At 35.3% G+C, this 17087-nt stretch carries 13 protein-coding genes and 1 pseudogene; 2 read left to right on the plus strand and 12 right to left on the minus strand.

Annotation, left to right across the window (positions count from 1 at the left end):
- Positions 1-50 precede the first annotated feature (50 nt).
- The 4 genes from FS802_RS02330 to FS802_RS02345 form a co-directional block, all read right to left on the minus strand.
- Positions 51-3140, minus strand: coding sequence for an AAA family ATPase (locus FS802_RS02330; RefSeq protein ID WP_098654726.1), 3090 nt, complete (start codon positions 3138-3140; stop codon positions 51-53).
- On the minus strand, positions 3137-4294 hold the full coding sequence (locus tag FS802_RS02335; protein ID WP_000765143.1) for an exonuclease SbcCD subunit D: 1158 nt from the start codon (positions 4292-4294) through the stop codon (positions 3137-3139). Before FS802_RS02335 ends, FS802_RS02330 begins: the two co-directional genes overlap by 4 nt.
- 15 nt (positions 4295-4309) lie before the next feature.
- Positions 4310-4549: a DUF2584 family protein gene (locus tag FS802_RS02340; protein ID WP_000667347.1), complete on the minus strand. Its 240-nt coding sequence runs from the start codon at positions 4547-4549 to the stop codon at positions 4310-4312.
- Positions 4550-4732: 183 nt separating this feature from the next.
- Complete coding sequence (locus tag FS802_RS02345) at positions 4733-4990, minus strand: hypothetical protein (protein WP_001119403.1); 258 nt, start codon at positions 4988-4990, stop codon at positions 4733-4735.
- A gap of 316 nt (positions 4991-5306) precedes the next feature.
- Here FS802_RS02345 and FS802_RS02350 point away from each other — a divergent pair, with 316 nt between their 5' ends.
- On the plus strand, positions 5307-6362 hold the full coding sequence (locus FS802_RS02350) for an enoyl-CoA hydratase/isomerase family protein (RefSeq protein WP_098654725.1): 1056 nt from the start codon (positions 5307-5309) through the stop codon (positions 6360-6362).
- A gap of 224 nt (positions 6363-6586) precedes the next feature.
- On the plus strand, positions 6587-7219 hold the full coding sequence (locus tag FS802_RS02355; RefSeq protein WP_000572332.1) for a LysE family translocator: 633 nt from the start codon (positions 6587-6589) through the stop codon (positions 7217-7219).
- Positions 7220-7289: 70 nt separating this feature from the next.
- Here the strand turns inward: FS802_RS02355 and FS802_RS02360 are convergent, their stop codons facing one another.
- The 8 genes and pseudogenes from FS802_RS02360 to FS802_RS02395 all read right to left on the minus strand — a co-directional run bounded on the left by FS802_RS02360 (position 7290) and on the right by FS802_RS02395 (position 16942).
- Entirely contained in the window at positions 7290-8750 is a 1461-nt protein-coding gene (locus tag FS802_RS02360) for a CoA-acylating methylmalonate-semialdehyde dehydrogenase (RefSeq protein ID WP_048563082.1), read from the minus strand.
- Between the two features lie 36 nt (positions 8751-8786).
- Positions 8787-9677 (minus strand): NAD(P)-dependent oxidoreductase, encoded by an 891-nt coding sequence (locus tag FS802_RS02365; protein WP_098654724.1) that lies wholly within the window; start codon positions 9675-9677, stop codon positions 8787-8789.
- 16 nt (positions 9678-9693) lie between these two features.
- Positions 9694-11403: an acyl-CoA dehydrogenase family protein gene (locus FS802_RS02370; protein ID WP_000416018.1), complete on the minus strand. Its 1710-nt coding sequence runs from the start codon at positions 11401-11403 to the stop codon at positions 9694-9696.
- Positions 11404-11557: 154 nt separating this feature from the next.
- Positions 11558-12466, minus strand: coding sequence for a methylisocitrate lyase (gene prpB / locus FS802_RS02375; protein WP_098654723.1), 909 nt, complete (start codon positions 12464-12466; stop codon positions 11558-11560).
- An 18-nt stretch (positions 12467-12484) separates the two neighbouring features.
- Positions 12485-13921 (minus strand): 2-methylcitrate dehydratase, encoded by a 1437-nt coding sequence (gene prpD, locus FS802_RS02380; protein ID WP_098654722.1) that lies wholly within the window; start codon positions 13919-13921, stop codon positions 12485-12487.
- A gap of 98 nt (positions 13922-14019) precedes the next feature.
- On the minus strand, positions 14020-15141 hold the full coding sequence (gene mmgD, locus FS802_RS02385; RefSeq protein ID WP_141541596.1) for a citrate synthase: 1122 nt from the start codon (positions 15139-15141) through the stop codon (positions 14020-14022).
- 396 nt (positions 15142-15537) lie between these two features.
- Positions 15538-15728: pseudogene (locus tag FS802_RS02390) on the minus strand (hypothetical protein); the annotation flags it as partial.
- Between the two features lie 68 nt (positions 15729-15796).
- Positions 15797-16942, minus strand: coding sequence for an MFS transporter (locus FS802_RS02395; protein WP_098654721.1), 1146 nt, complete (start codon positions 16940-16942; stop codon positions 15797-15799).
- Positions 16943-17087 lie beyond the last annotated feature (145 nt).

The raw sequence follows: 17087 nt of genomic DNA on the forward strand, positions 1-17087 counted from the left end.
CTTTACTAGAAAATCGCAAACAATACTTTGTGCATGAATTACAATTGAACTTACTTCACCACAAACTTCGTCTGACTACAACCATCCTTCTGCTTCGTTACTTCTAATACAGCCGGCATTGCGTTTTTCAGCTCTTGAACGTGTGAAATGACACCGATAAATCGGCCTGATTTTTGTAAGTCAATTAAGGCGTCAACTGCTTTTGTTAATGACTCCTCATCTAATGAACCGAATCCTTCGTCGATAAACATCGTTTCGATGGAAATACCGCCTTCATACGATTGAATGACGTCTGCCATTCCAAGCGCTAAGCAAAGCGATGCATTAAATTTCTCGCCGCCAGATAATGTTTTTACATCCCGTGTTTGGCCAGTATATGCGTCGTAAACATCTAAGCCTAATCCACTTTGACGATTTCTCTTCTCAACTCGCTCACTTCGTTTTAAATAAAATTGTCCATTTGATAATTTACGTAATCGTTCGTTTGCAATTTGAACAATTTGTTCTAAATACTCAATTAAGATGTAACGTTCAAATGATATACGGCTTTCGTTATCACCTTTCATTACTTCATATAAGTCAACAAGTTCTTGGAAAGCTTTTTCTTCCTCATGAATTTGCTCATCAATACGTTTAATATTTTCATGTAAATCAGAAATATATGTTACCGCATTTTGTGCACGTTGACGTTTTTCTTTAATGATATCAAGATTAATTTCTAGTTCTTGTATGTGTTCACCTAACGCTGTAATATCCATATACTCTTTATCTTTTAATTCAGCATGTAACTCTTCAATTTGTTTTGCAAGTACTTCAAGAGATGAATAATAGCTTTGAATTTCTTTTTGTAACATCTCGATCTCGGCATCACTTAATTTAGCTTCTTTATACGTAGATTGATCTGTAAATCCGCTCTGTTCAAGCTCTTTCATAAAGCGCACGAAAGTCTCTTCTTTCTTCAATTTTGTACTTTCAAATTGATTAGAAGCACTTTCCTGTTCTGCTTGAATTCGTATATTTTCATTTTGCCAATGTTGATACGCTTCCTGCACTTTCTTCCATTCGTCCTCCATTAATTTGAGTTCATGCATAGCTTGGTCAAACTGGACTTTCCAAGCTTGGACTGTTTGTAAGTTTTCAGGAATATTTTTCTTATCATGTTCATATGACGTACGAAGCTGCATACACTCCATTTCTATACGGTGCTGCTCTGTTTCTACCTCACGCTGTTGCTTCTGAAGTGCATCCACTTTTTCTTCTACGCTTTTTATATTCACAGCAGTTTGCTTACGCGTTTCTTCGCTTGCTTTTAGCGTATTCACTTCAGTTACTAATTGTTTTCCCTTTTGAACAAGCGCACTATATGTTTCAACTAATTCTTCCGAGCGATAGCCTCGCTTCTTAACCTCTTCTATTACTTGCTCATATTGAAGGTGATAGAAATTCCATTTCTCCTCTAATTGAACATGTAATTTTTCAGCAACATTTTTCTTTTCTCTTAAATCATTTAACTCTTTTTCATCGATCGCATCACTTTGCTCTGTAGCTTTTTTCGGATGGTTCGTACTACCACATACTGGACAAGATTCGCCATCATGTAGATGAAGAGCTAATATACCAGCTTGTTCACTTAGCCAGCGACGTTCCATATTTTCATATGCATTAACTGCCAATTGCATCTTATTATATGCCGCTTCTTTTTCTTTCTCGAATTTTTGCTTTTCTTGCCAAACATCATATGCTTGCTTTAAAACTTTGGCATCTTCTCGCATATTCGTTAGTTCCTCTACTTTAGCTACATATTGCTCAAGTGCTCGTTCTAATTGCTCTAATTCACTAGACATTAGCTGTTTTTGATTTGTATGCTCATCTAATTGTCGATCTAAGTTTTGCATACTTTCTTTTAATTTTCCTATTTGAATTTCTGCATTTTGTAAATTCAACTGTTTCTCAGCTAATGATGCAATAATCGGTTGTAACTCTTCTAATCTTTGAACAAGTTTTTTTGCATTTTCTCTCTCAGGTTCTTTATTCTTTACTACTTCATATTTCTCCTGAGCAAGTTCAAAGCTATTCGTTATATTTTCTTTTTTGGCGATTATTTGTTTTAATAAACTTTCAGCCTTCTGCTCATTTTGCATTGCTTCTTCATACCATTGTTCAAATGGTAATAAGCGCTTCGCTTCTTCCGCACGTTTAAAAGATTTTTCTTTCATTTCAATAACGGTACGATTTTCTTGTAAAATGTTATATTTCTCATTCTTTTGTTGTAAATCTATAAATTTCTCATTTATGGATTTCGCTGCATGAAAACTTGTTTCAGCATCCTTTAATTGCTTCGTTTGAACATCTTGTTCTACTTGTAATTGCTCAACCTCTACCTTATACACATCTGTTTCTTGTTCTAATGCTTCTACTACTTGATGCGTATTTACATGTTCTTGTTCCACTAATGTCTCTAATAATGCTCCATCGCGGATTGGTAATTTGAAAACATTACGGAAGTATAGCTCTCGCTCTTTCTGTTTTTCTTGTAAAACGTCTTTCCATTGTTTTCGTTTTTGATCAAGTAACTCACGCATTAACTTATAACGATCCGTTTTAAAAATACGACGTAAAATTTCTTCTTTGTTTTCTGTCTCAGATGTTAATAGTTTTCGGAATTCCCCTTGTGGTAACATAACAATTTGGCTAAATTGATGTTTACTTAAACCGATTAAATCTTCCACTTTTTTATTTACATCAGTTACATGGAAACGATCAACAGCTGGAACCTTCTCTTCATCAATCACTTCATATAGTTCTACTGCATGTCCCGTAATTGTCTTGTTCCCTTGTTTTTTATGTCCAAGTTGCCGTTTTATTTCATAACGTTTCCCTTTTAACTGAAAGGTTAGTTCTACACTTGTATACATATTATCATCAGCAAATTGACTGCGAAGCATGCTCGTATCACTACGTTCTTCTCCGCTTGCCTCACCATATAACACATAACAAATCGCATCAAAAATCGTTGTCTTTCCAGCTCCTGTATTCCCAGAAATGGCGAAAATACGATGATCTCCAAGATCGTTAAAATCGATTACTTCTTTCTGTTTATATGGCCCAAATGCTGTCATAATTAGCTGAATCGGTCTCATCCTCGTTCACCTTCCCGTTCTTGCACTGTTTGTAGTACTTCTACAAATAGACGTTCTTTCTCTTCTGATAAATCTAAGCCTTTCATTTCTTTATAAAAAGCCTTTAATAACGATAAATCATCCGTTTTATGTCTTGAAACAGTTACTTCATTTGACTCTGTGAACTCTCGTCTTTGAATAGATCTTTCAACATGCATTGCATTTGGATATACAGATCGTATTTTTTCCATTGGCTGCAAGACAGGATTTTCATCTAATAATTTTACAAACACGTAATCTTCACTTACTGGATGTTGTAATAATTCATCTATTTTCGCTTCTACTGTTCGCATTTTACGACGTGGTGCAAGTAACCTTTTTTCAATTGTTGCTTCACCTTGCTCGTCCAGTTCCACCTTATAATATCCTTTTTTATGTTTTTCTTCAGAAATAGAATATGCAAGTGGAGAACCTGAATATCGAATTGTCTCATTACGTACGAAATGCGCTTGATGTAAATGTCCAAGCGCTGTGTAATGAAACTTATCAAAATAATGACTATTTACGTATTCAGCACCACCAATTGAAAGTGGTCGTTCTGCATCACTTGTATTCTCTTCCGCTTCTCCCGCAGAAGTCACAAATGCATGACCAACAAATACGTGTCTTGCTTCTTTATCCATCGTTTCAGAAAGCTCATTCATAAAAATACGCATCGCATCATCATGAGAACGTACATCTTCGTTTTTCAAAACATGTCTAACTATGCTTGGATCCGCATATGGAACGAGATGGAAGTGAACCTCGCCATATTCATCATTTAATATAATTGGCTCATATGGAAATTGAAATTGTCCCACAATAAATAATCCTTGTTTCTTCATTAAACTACTTCCAAAATGAATACGATCTGGACTATCATGGTTTCCTGCAACCGCAATAACTGGTGTTTGTAAATCAATCACTATTTTTTGTAAAACATCATTTAATAAGTCTACTGCTTCCGTAGGTGGAATTGCTCGGTCATATAAATCCCCTGCAATAATTACGGCATCTGGTTTTTCTTCTTCAACAGCTTGTACAAACTGATCTAATACAATCTTTTGATCTTCAGTCATATACACGCCATGAACGAGCTTTCCTAAATGCCAATCCGCTGTATGAAATAACTTCATAGTTTCCTGCTCCTTTTAATTTACTGATTTTAGTGATACGAGTTGATAGTTTATTGTAGTTTTTCCGTTTTCCCACTCTAACTTTTGTATCATTGCACTACCAATTCTTTCTTCATTTGATTTATATAAAGGCAATATTTCTTGAACTGTAAATAAGTGATAACCATCCAATTTTAATTGAAATATGTTTTCTTCTATATGTAATCTTACTTCTTTTTCATTTGAAATAATTTTTGTGTGCATCTCAAATTTCATGACAGATACAACCCCTTTTTCTAATCTCTACACTATTAATAGTATATTGGCTATGCAAGATTGACAAGTAAATACACGGCAAAGTACACACTTTTCTATCGCTATATGTTTTTTATTTTTACATATAATACGGTATGTGAAATTTTATTTATTGTAAAAATAAAAATGTCTAATATGACATCTTTATTTTTGTATAAAGTCTTTCATTACATAATATAAAACTGTAATGAAAACGATCGCTACAAAAAATGAAAATACTGCGATAATGTACCCATCCTTATTTAATAAAATGCAAAAAGAAATAGATATGATAAAAATCGGAAATACAAGTCGTACTTTATCCTTCACTTCCTCTGTCGTATCTGTATGATGAAAATACTGCGTTATCCCTATCATTAAAGAAGACAAAATAATCAGCGACAATAGTAAAGGTCCTGGCATTCCGATTTCTCCTTTCTCTATTTCTAATGAAAAGCAATTTTTCTTACATCATAATCACTTCAAATACTCTTTTTGAAGTGATTATGCACAATTTATACATATATAATAGCGTGTTTATTATGATAATTTCAAATAATTACAATTACAGTAATGTTGTAATATTCATTTTCAACCTCAGAAATCCTGCAAATATCTCTCGTCAAAATATGCGTTATACAAATTAACACGTACCGTCAACTTTAGACAAAATTTATAAAGGACATTTCAATACGTATCAAGAATTAAGAATAAGAAGATATGTAAGGGAGGATGAATTATGACTGAACACGTTTTATTTTCTGTTAGTGAAAACGGCGTTGCATCAATTACTTTAAACCGCCCAAAAGCACTTAATTCTTTATCTTATGACATGTTACAACCAATTGGGCAAAAACTGAAAGAGTGGGAAAATGATGAGCGAATTGCGCTTATCGTATTAAAAGGAGCTGGCACAAAAGGTTTTTGTGCAGGCGGCGACATTAAAACTCTTTATGACGCGCGTTCAAATGAAACTGCATTGCAGCATGCGGAACGTTTTTTTGAAGAAGAGTATGAAATTGATACATATATTTATCAATATAAAAAACCGATCATCGCTTGTTTAGATGGAATTGTAATGGGCGGTGGTGTCGGTCTTACAAATGGTGCGAAATATCGAATTGTAACTGAGCGTACGAAATGGGCAATGCCAGAGATGAATATCGGCTTCTTCCCAGATGTCGGTGCTGCTTATTTCTTAAATAAAGCTCCAGGGTTTGCTGGTCGCTATGTTGCTTTAACAGCATCTGTTTTAAAAGCTTCTGACGTATTATTTATAAACGCTGCTGATTACTTTATGACATCTGACTCATTACCAAATTTCCTTACTGAACTTGAAAGTGTAAATTGGCATAAAGAAGATGATGTACATACTAATTTAAAAGAAGTCATTGGTACATTTGCAACTGCTCCAAACTTAGAAAGCGAGCTTTCTCCTTCATTAGAAGAAATTAATTCACATTTTGCATTCGATACAATTGAAGAAATCACCCATTCATTGGAGAAAGCTCAAAGTTCCTTTGCTTTAAAAGCGAAAGAAACGCTATTATCAAAATCCCCTATTTCATTAAAAGTAACATTAAAACAATTTATTGATGGACAAGATAAATCCGTTGAAGAATGTTTCGCTACCGACCTTGTACTTGCTAAAAATTTCATGAGACATGAAGATTTCTTCGAAGGAGTACGATCCGTTGTCGTTGATAAAGATCAAAATCCGAATTATAAATATAAGCAATTAAGTGATGTTTCAGAAGAAGATGTAAATCGGTTCTTTAACTTACTTAATGCATAAGGTGAAACATTAATAAGTGGGGGCTCATTACCCGCTTATTATTAGCCCTCACCGCTCGTCCGGTCATGCGGGATAAAATTGAGGCTATATAGTAGTGGAATTCCACTACTATATAGCCTCTTTCTCATTTAATATTTTTTAATAAAATTTAATTTTATTAAATCAAAATGTATGCTACACTATTTTTAATCAAATATTCTAAAAATAAAAAAGGAGGAGCAACTATGATTGAAAATTATTTTCTTTTCATCATTATGTCTATTTGTCTTATTATTTTACCCGGTCCTGATACTGCAATGGCGACGAAAAATACATTGGTTGCTGGTAAGGTGGGTGGAGTGAAAACAGTGTTCGGTACATGTGTTGCACTTTTAATTCATACTTTAGCAGCAGTAATCGGACTTTCCGCAATTATTGTAAAGTCAGCGCTTTTATTTTCTATTTTCAAGTACGTTGGAGCTCTATATTTAATTTATATTGGCATTAAAGCCCTTTTAGCGGTAAGAAACAAAGAAGGCTTTAATACGAACGATATATCTTTAAATAATGAAGATGAACACACTTCTTGCTTTCGCCAAGGGTTTCTTACGAATTTATTAAACCCTAAAGTTGCAGTCTTCTTTTTAACCTTTTTACCGCAATTTTTAAATCCAAATCATAATACGTTTATCCAACTTCTCGTAATGGGTCTTACTTACCTCGTTTTAACAGTTATTTGGTTCGCTTTTTATATATTTTTAATTGATAAAATTAGTGCTTTTATGAAAAAACCGAGGACGCAACGTTATATTCAAGGCTTAACAGGAATCGTCTTAATTGGTTTTGGTATTAAACTAGCTTTTGAAAAAAATAATTAACAAGACGAAAACCACCACTATTAATAGTGGTGGTTTTCATTTAACAACTGATTTGGCTGTTTACTCTCTATTAAAACCAGCGCTCAGTTACAACTTTTTTACGTGTATAGAATTGAACGCCATCTGTACCATTTGTACCTAAATCACCAAAGAAGGAAGCTTTATTTCCTGCAAATGCGAAGAATGCCATTGGTGCTGGAACGTTTACGTTTACACCGATCATACCAGCATCGATATTATCACGGAACGTTTGTGCATGTTTACCATTTGAAGTATAAATAACCGCGCCATTTGCAAATTTAGATTGATTTGTTAATTTAATACCTTCTTCTAAATCTTTAACTCGTACAATGCTTAATACTGGAGCAAAAATTTCATCTTGCCAAATTTTCATTTCTTGATTTACACCATCAAAGATTGTCGCACCTACAAAGTAACCTTCTCCAACTTCTTCCTTAACTTTACGGCCATCTACTAATAAAGTTGCTCCATCTGCTACACCGCTATTAATATAGCCTAATACGCGCTCTTTATGAGATTCACGAATTAATGGTCCAACATAATTATCTTCGTGGAAACCGTCACCTACTTTTAATTTCTTCGTCTCTGCTACTAGTACGTCGATGAATTCATCAGCAATTTCATCCACTACTGCTACTACTGAACATGCCATGCAGCGCTCTCCACTACTTGCGAATGCAGATCCAATTACACCTTGCACTGTTTTCTCAAGATTGCAATCTGGCATTACAATCGCATGGTTTTTTGCACCAGCTAACGCTTGTACACGTTTCCCGTGTTTCGTACCTGTTTCATACACGTAACGAGCTACTGGCTCAGAGCCAACGAACGAAACAGCTTGAATATCTTTACTTTCTAAAATGCTATTTACAACATCTTTTCCGCCTTGTACTAAATTTAATACCCCTTTTGGAAAACCAGCTTCATAGAATAACTCTACAAGTCGCTCTGCTAAAAGTGGCGTTCTTTCAGATGTTTTTAATACGAACGTATTACCGCAAGCAATTGCAAGGGGGAACATCCATAATGGAATCATCATCGGGAAGTTAAACGGTGTAATACCAGCAACAACTCCAATTGGATAGCGCCAAATCGATCCATCAATGCCGCTAGCAATATTCGGAAGAGCTTGTCCCATCATTAAATTTGGTGCTGATGTTGCAAGTTCTACCGCTTCAATCCCGCGCTGCACCTCACCAGTTGCATCCGTTAATGTTTTACCATTTTCTAGCGTAATGATTTTAGCAAGCTCTTCTTTGTTTTCTTGTAAAAGCTGTAAATATTTATATAATTGTCTTGAACGATTCGGAACTGGTACTTTAGACCATGTTTCGTATGCTGCTTTTGCCGCTTCAACAGCTTTTTCAACATCTTCTTTCGGAGATAGCGGAACGTAAGCGATAATTTTTCCAGTCGCCGGATTCGGAACTGCTTCTACTTCTGTACCAGTAGATTCTACCCACTCACCATTAATATGATTTTTTACTCGTTTAATTTCAGTTGTAATCATTATATTCTCTCCTTTTTTATGATGTATATAAGTCTATTATTTTTGATTAGAAATTAACTGTTCACTAACTTTCTTATATAAAGCAGCCATATCATTTTCACCATATCCTGCCTCACTTGCTTCTTCATATACGTTTAATAGCATTTCGCTTACTGGTAAGTGAAGTTCGCTTTCTTTCGCTAAATCTACTGCAAATCCTAAATCTTTCTTTAATAAATTCACAGTAAAGCCTGGATCGTAGTTTTCAGTTGCAATGAAACTTTTATAATTACGCTCATAAATTCTACTTTGACCGTAACTTACATTTAAAATATCAAACATTTTATCTAAATCCATATTATTCTTTTTCGCTAATGTTAAAGCTTCACTCACACCAGCTGTATAAAAACCAATTAATAGGTTATTAATTAATTTAACTGTTGTGCCACTATCAATCTGCTCACTAACATGGAAAACATTCGCGCCTAGTACGCCCATGATAGATTTCGTTTTCTCATATACTTCTTTCGATCCACCAACCATAAACGTTAATGTACGGTTTTCGGCTCCAATTACCCCACCACTAACAGGTGCTGCTAAAAAGTCTACTTTCTTTTCCTTTGCAGCTTCCTCTAACTGTTTGTTTAATTGTGGAGATACAGTACTTGTATCAATTAAAACTACATTCGAGTGGCTATTTTCAAACAATCCTCCTTCCCCAAAATACACCGCTTCAACAGCGCGAGGTGAAGGTAAACTTGTAAAAATCACATCGCATGTTTCTGCTAGTTTTGAGATTGATAAGCCAATAATTCCTCCTTCATTTTCAAAGGAAGCTTCAGCCTCTTTATTTAAATCCACACCGTATACTGTGTAACTTGATTTAACTAAATTTTTAGACATTGGAAGACCCATGTTACCTAAACCGATAAAGCCAATCTTTTTCATATCGCTTTCCTCCTATTTACACAATATACTTTCCGCGATTTATAATAGCTTTCGCAATTTCTCTCTTTTTCGTAAACACGTTCGTGTATAAAGGCACTAATAATTGACGAATTTCAGCTAGAATTACGTGTCTATCTTGTTCTTCTGTGACAGCCGCTGAAAGTATAGAAATCGCTGCTTCTTCTACTTTACGATAGCCTTCTTCACAAATAACGTCAGTTATCATTTGTTTCGTACGCTCTTTCTCTTCACCATTTTTACTAATTGCTTTACTCGTACGTAAAAATGCTGATTCCATGACGTACACGTCCGTTAACATATTTGATAATACACGTGAATATTCTTGTTCTTGGTCAATTTTTAACCCTGGAGTTTTAGAGAGCGTTTTCAAAGATTGTTTCAACAATTTTTTCGCTAATAAAATGTAACGATGGTTTCTTTCAACATTTGCTACATCAACTTCTACTTCAGTATCTTCAATTTTTTCCATTTGCTTCATTAACATTTTAGCAACTGTTAATCTATTAATTTCGTTCGTTCCTTCAAAAATACGACTAATTCTAGCGTCACGATATAATCGTTCTACCTCGTACTCTTGCATATAACCGTAACCACCATGAATTTGTACAGCTTCATCTACGATATGACCAAGTGTTTCAGAAGCATTTACTTTATTAAGTGCACATTCAATTGCAAATTGAGACATTTTCTTCATAAGATCTTCATCACTCTCATGAATTGCTTCATCAATTACACCTGCTGTACGGTAGGCTGCACTTTCTGCTCCATATGTAGCAATGATCATATTTGCAATTTTCTCTTGAATCATCGTAAAATCTACTAATTCCGTTTGGAACTGTTTTCGCTCTTTTCCATATTGTACCGACAGACCAATTGCTTGTTTTGCCGTTCCAATATTTCCAAAAGCCAGCTTTAGTCTAGCGAAGTTAAGAATATTAAGAGCTACGTGATGCCCTTTGCCAACTTCCCCTAAAACATTTTCAGCAGGGATGACAACATCTTCTAAAATTAGAGTAGCCGTTGAAGAACCTTTAATCCCCATTTTCTTTTCTTCTAGTCCAATGGATACACCTTCACATGTTCTTTCGACAATAAACGCTGTCATTCCTTTATTTGTCTTCGCAAAAACAACGTATACATCTGCCATATGAGCATTTGTAATCCACTGCTTCTCACCATTTAACTTCCAAGCAGTACCATCTTCATTTAATACTGCACTCGTTTTTGCACTTAAAGCATCAGAACCAGCATTTGGCTCAGTTAAAGCATAAGCCCCAATCCATTCTCCAGACGCAATTTTCGGCAAATATTTTTCTTTTTGTTCTTTCGTTCCGTAATATATGTAAGGCAATGTACCTACACCAGCGTGTATATTAAAGGAAACGCTAAATGCACCAGCATATCCCATTTTTTCTGCTACAAGCCCTGAAACTGCCTTTCCTAACTCAAATCCGCCGTACTCTTCTGGGACTTCGATACTTAATAATCCAAGTTCTCCAGCTTTCTCAAATAATTGACGAGAAACTTTATAATTATGTTGTTCAATATTCTCTATTTGTGGAACAATTTCTTGTTTAACGAATTGTTCTGTCGTTTTTGCGATTAAATCTTCATCTCCTGAAAAATCTTCTGGCGTAAAGAAAGCATGATTCACATCTTTATTAAGTGAAAAAAATTCATCCCACGGTAACTTCGTTTTCTCCATCTGAATCCCCCTATCATTTCGGCCTTACTTGCTACTACGTATGCTCGTCTACGATGAGTGGAATTTCTTATTTTTGAAAACAGAAGGCGATGAATTGTCACATCAAGCAGTTCGTTTTGCCAAAGATGTATTCTCATCGCCTTAGTTGTTTTATCTATTGATCCTCTGATAATACTGTTTTTGCAATTCCAGTATCTAATTCTTCAAACTCATGATATGAAATTGTTTCATATAACTCACTTCTCGTTTGCATACTTGAAAGTGCATCTTTTTGAGAACCTGTTTCCTTAATTAAAGTAAACACATTCTCATATGCTTTCGCTGCAACACGAAGTGAAGTTACAGGATAAATAACTATTTGGAAGCCCATATTTGCAAATTCCTCTGCACTATAATACGGCGTTTTCCCGAACTCAGTCATATTCGCAAGTAAAGGGGCATTTACTTTACTATTAAATAGACGGAACTCTTCTTCTGATTGAAGCGCTTCAGGGAATATTGCATCTGCACCTGCTTTTACATAAGCGTTCGCTCTTTCGATTGCTTCATCTAAGCCTTCTACACCGCGAGCATCTGTACGTGCCACAATATATAAGCTTGGTGCAACTTCTTTAATCGCTTTAATCTTTTGAACTAATTCTTCTGTAGTAACGAGTTTCTTACCATTTAAATGTCCACATTTCTTCGGTAATTGTTGATCTTCAATTTGAACAGCCGCAACTTTTGCTTCCACCATTTCTACTGCTGTTCTCGCTACGTTTAATACACCGCCAAATCCTGTATCAATATCAACAAGAACTGGTAAATCTGTAGCTCTTACTAGATCTCTTGCTCTTTCTGCTACTTCAGTAGACGTCACGATTCCTAAATCTGGTAGCCCTTTACTTGCAGTATAAGCAGCTCCCGATAAATATAAAGCTGAAAAACCTGTATTTTTCGCAACAAGAGCAGCCATTGCATCATGAGCACCTGGAATTTGCAAAATCCCATTTGCTTCTACTAAAGCTCGGAAGCGATTCGCAAGCTCCTCTTGTGTTGACTGTTTATTCACAACCCAAGCCATTCTAAATTCCCCCTATTATTAATTTAAGAATAGATCTACAAATTCGTTTACATTCATATTTTCTAGTTTTTCTTCACTTAGACAAACTTCATGAATTTGTTCTTGTTGCTTACTAGAATAATGACCTGCCATATTTGCAGTGAACTTTTGAACAACTTTTGGAATTGCTTCGTCTCTACGGAAACGGTGACCAAGTGGATATTCACATTCCACATTTTCTGTTACAGTGCCATCCTTGAAATGAACTTGAACAGCGTTGGCGATTGAGCGCTTGTTCGGGTCAAGGTAATCTAAACTGTACTGTTTGTTTTCAACAACAACCATCTTATTACGTAATTCATCTACACGTGGATCATTTGCTACTACATCCTCATAATCATCCGCAACGATATCTCCTTTTAATAAACCGATTGCCGTAATGTATTGTAAGCAATGATCACGATCAGCTGGGTTATTTAATGGACCTTCTTTATCGATAATACGAATTGCTGATTCATGAGTTGTAATTGTAATACGGTCAATTTCATCTAATCTTTCTTTAATTTCTGGATGTAATTTCACAGCACACTCTGCAGCTGTTTGTGCATGGAATTCTGCTGGATATGAAACTTTAAATAATACATTTTCCATTACATAAGACTCTAATGGTCTTGCTAACTTTAATTCTTGTTTATTAAATAATACATCTTGGAATCCCCAACCTGGTGCAGATAATGCTGTTGGATAACCCATTTCACCTTTTAGAGCAGTCATTGCAAGATGAACACCGCGGCTTGTTGCATCACCTGCTGCCCATGATTTACGTGAGCCTGTATTTGGTGCATGACGATATGTACGAAGACTAGAATTATCAATCCATGCATGTGATAATGCATTAAAGATTTCTTCACGTGTTCCGCCGAGCATTTTTGCAACTACAGCAGTTGTTGCTACTTTTACGTATAATACGTGGTCAAGACCGACGCGGTTTAAGCTATTTTCTAAAGCAAGTACACCTTGAATTTCATGTGCTTTAATCATCATTTCTAATACTTCACGTACTTTTAATGGTTCTTTTCCTTCTGAAATACGAACACGGCTAATATAATCTGCAACTGCTAAAATTCCGCCTAAGTTATCAGATGGATGTCCCCACTCTGCTGCAAGCCAAGTATCGTTATAGTCTAACCAACGGATCATACATCCGATATTAAATGCACCTTTCACTGGATCAAGCACATATGACGTACCTGGTACACGTGTACCATTTGGTACGATTGTTCCTGGTACAACTGGTCCTAGTAATTTCGTACACTCTGGATATTGTAGTGCTAAAATTCCGCATCCAAGTGTATCAAGTAATACGTAGCGAGCAGTACTGAATGCTTCTGCACTAGTTACCTCTTTATTTAATACATAATCCGCAATTTCTTCTAATAATGCATCTTTTTGTTTAATTTCATTTGTTTTAATCATACTATTCTTCCCTTTCTGTCGAAAATTCGTTATTATTAATGATGGGTGTCGGTCAAACACCCATCTAGCGGGCGGCGCTAACAACTCCCCAGTTGTTCTTATTTACTAAGTACATGTCGCTCGCCAACATAATTTACACGTGGACGGAACAATCGATTGTTCGCATGTTGCTCAATTACGTGCGCACATAGTCCCACTGTTCTAGAGCTAAAGAAGATTGGTGTGTAAAGTTGAATTGGAATACCAAGCATCCAATATACTGGAGCTGCATAATAATCAAGGTTCGGATAAATTCCTTTTTCCTTCTCCATAATCTTTTCTCCAGCTTCACACATTTCATATAGTGTATAATCACCTTTTACATCACATAACTGCTTTAAAGCTTCCTTCATCATCAGTGCTCTTGGATCCATCTTCTTCATGTACACACGATGTCCAAAGCCCATAATTTTTTCTTTGTTATATAATTTCTTCTGTAACAACTCTTCAAACTTCTCAACATTACCAGCTTCTAACAGCATGTACATAACCGCTTCGTTCGCACCACCGTGTAAGCTACCTTTTAAAGATGCAACTGCCCCTGTTAAAGCACCATATAAGTCCGATTGCGTTGATGCAATAACGCGCGCTGTAAATGTAGAGTTTGGCATTTCATGTTCACTATATAAAACAAGGGAACGATCAAAGATCTTCTCCTCAAGTTCAGTTGGTTTTTTACCTGTTAACATGTAGAAGAAATTCGCGCTATATGATAATTCTTGAAGAGGCTGGATTGGCTCTTCATTATTTAAAATATGATAGCTATTCGCTACAATGTTTGGTACTTTGCTCAATAATTTGTACCCGCGGCTTTTGTTTACTTCTAACGAGCGGTTTTCGATATCATTATCGTAACCAGCTAATGCGGACACACCTGTACGCAATCCATCCATCGGGTGCGTTTCTTTCGGTAATGCCTTTAATACGTTGAATACACCTTCTGGTACCGCGTATTCTTCTTTTAATTTCTTTTCAAGTTGTGCTTTTTCATCCTCATTCGGTAGATGTTCTTCCAATAAAAGGTGCACAATATCTAAATACTCTTTTGTTTTTGAGAGTTCGATTAAATCATACCCTTGAATTACAATTTCACCTTTCACTGTGTCAAGAAACGAAATTTTCGTCTCCGCTGCCACTATACCATCTAATCCCGGGGAAAATTTTTCTTCAGCTTTCATCATTATTTCCTCCAATCCTAATAGATCTTCGTGCACATAACTGTAAGCCTTTACAAAATCGTGAAACTACATTTCTATTTCAATGTATCAGAGTTTTTAGAAGATTTCAATTTATTTTATAATGATAAGTTTCCTATACTTTTACCGATGTAACAATACAATTTTTCAAAAATAATTTTCACATTTTATAAAGAAAGGACTGACTTCTTTATGTGTCTTATTAAAACAAAATATAAGGATGACTCAGAAAATCCCACAGAATATATCATTCAACCAATTTTTTTAAGAAAATAAAAAAAACGAGCTGTACACATATACAACTCGTTTCTACATGATATTTATTTCACTATCTCATCAATATAATTCTTATATAAAACTTATTTATTTTTAAAAAAGTTATTATTTCACATAATTAAATTGAATTTCTTCCGTTTCCTCATAGTAACATTTAACTAAATGATAGTTTTTAAAGTACCAAAGATTATAAACATCTCCCAAAATAGAATGACTTCTTTCTCAACTGACACGATTTCCCCATCTGATTTCTCAGAAACTATCCCTAAAGAATAGGCCGGCTGAATTGAACTATTATTATGTTATCCTTTAACCATTGTAAATCGTTAAGTTCAATTGAAATTTTCATCTTTGTTACTCCCGTTTACGCAAATTCTTTTTTACCTAATCGCTGTTTTACAAAAATGACAAAAATAATGAAAGCGATTAGTCCTGAAATTGCACTACCTGCAAATAAAATACGGTAACCAAACATTTGCGAAATAACTCCAAGTAAAATCGCACCAAGTCCAATCCCTAAATCAAATGCAGTAAAAAATGAAGCGTTAGCAACTCCTCTTTTACTCGGATCAACAATTGTAAGCATCGCTGCTTGTAATGCGGGCTGTGCTGAACCGAATCCAACACCGTATAATGCAGCTGCGATAACTACCCCTATTAAACTATTTGAAATCGTTAATACAACTATCGCGATAATCGTAATACATAGTGCCGGGAGTATAATAAATACTTCTCCATACTTATCTAATAGTTTTCCTGAAATTGGTCTTACAATCGTTAAAGCAACTGCATATACAAGAAAGAATGTCCCAGGATTCACATCGATTGAAGATGCAAATAGCGGTAAAAACGTCGTAATTCCTCCATATGCAAATGATAAAAAGAAAACTACAATTGTAATGGATAGAACCGATTTTTCAAACAACTGCATTTTCCCTTTTTCTTTTTGTGGTGTGAATGGCATTTTCGTCATGAACGATAATAGGACTGCCATAAAGGATAAAAGAGTTGCCAACAAGAATAGGCCGTGAAATGAATAATGTTGTACAACCGATAATCCAATCATTGGGCCGATTGCCATTGCAATTGTCATAGCCATCCCGTACCAACCCATACCTTCACCACGGCGTGAATCTGGAATAATATCAGTTATCGCTGTTCCAACAGCTGTTGTAGAAACAGCCCATGTCACCCCATGAATAACCCGTAAAACAGCTAAAAGAACAATAGTCGATGCTAAATTATAAGAATACATCGTTATCCCAAAAAAGACGAGTCCGAAAATAATAAAAGATCTTCTCCCATATTGATCTAACATTCCTCCGATAATCGGTCGTATTACAACTGCTGCTATTGTAAACATTCCCATCATAAGTCCAACTTGTGATTCATTGCCGCCTATCTCTTTAATAAAGAGCGGGAGCGTTGGTACAAGTAAATAAAATCCTGTAAATAAAAATAACATTGCGAAAGTCATTTGAATAAATGATTTCGTCCATAATCGTTCCATTAAAATTCCTCCATAAACACGTATATTCTTGCAATTAACACCTCCATTTTACATTTTCTTAGTCCCTTTTCCCTCCGTAAATAGACGTAACTTTTTATAATAAATGGTCCACCATCAATATAAATTGGTCTTACAACTTTATAAG

The sequence above is a fragment of the Bacillus sp. DE0042 genome (assembly GCF_007680225.1).
In the GTDB taxonomy this organism is placed as follows: domain Bacteria; phylum Bacillota; class Bacilli; order Bacillales; family Bacillaceae_G; genus Bacillus_A; species Bacillus_A wiedmannii.

Bases quoted from the DNA above. Each gene is read 5' to 3' on its own strand.
- prpB (WP_098654723.1), bottom strand. From the start codon at position 12,466: ATGGCTTGGGTTGTGAATAAACAGTCAACACAAGAGGAGCTTGCGAAT.
- FS802_RS02350 (WP_098654725.1), top strand. From the start codon at position 5,307: ATGACTGAACACGTTTTATTTTCTGTTAGTGAAAACGGCGTTGCATCA.
- FS802_RS02340 (WP_000667347.1), bottom strand. From the start codon at position 4,549: ATGAAATTTGAGATGCACACAAAAATTATTTCAAATGAAAAAGAAGTA.
- FS802_RS02355 (WP_000572332.1), top strand. From the start codon at position 6,587: ATGATTGAAAATTATTTTCTTTTCATCATTATGTCTATTTGTCTTATT.
- mmgD (WP_141541596.1), bottom strand. From the start codon at position 15,141: ATGATGAAAGCTGAAGAAAAATTTTCCCCGGGATTAGATGGTATAGTG.
- FS802_RS02365 (WP_098654724.1), bottom strand. From the start codon at position 9,677: ATGAAAAAGATTGGCTTTATCGGTTTAGGTAACATGGGTCTTCCAATG.
- FS802_RS02360 (WP_048563082.1), bottom strand. From the start codon at position 8,750: ATGATTACAACTGAAATTAAACGAGTAAAAAATCATATTAATGGTGAG.
- prpD (WP_098654722.1), bottom strand. From the start codon at position 13,921: ATGATTAAAACAAATGAAATTAAACAAAAAGATGCATTATTAGAAGAA.
- FS802_RS02395 (WP_098654721.1), bottom strand. From the start codon at position 16,942: ATGGAACGATTATGGACGAAATCATTTATTCAAATGACTTTCGCAATG.
- FS802_RS02335 (WP_000765143.1), bottom strand. From the start codon at position 4,294: ATGAAGTTATTTCATACAGCGGATTGGCATTTAGGAAAGCTCGTTCAT.
- FS802_RS02345 (WP_001119403.1), bottom strand. From the start codon at position 4,990: ATGCCAGGACCTTTACTATTGTCGCTGATTATTTTGTCTTCTTTAATG.
- FS802_RS02370 (WP_000416018.1), bottom strand. From the start codon at position 11,403: ATGGAGAAAACGAAGTTACCGTGGGATGAATTTTTTTCACTTAATAAA.
- FS802_RS02330 (WP_098654726.1), bottom strand. From the start codon at position 3,140: ATGAGACCGATTCAGCTAATTATGACAGCATTTGGGCCATATAAACAG.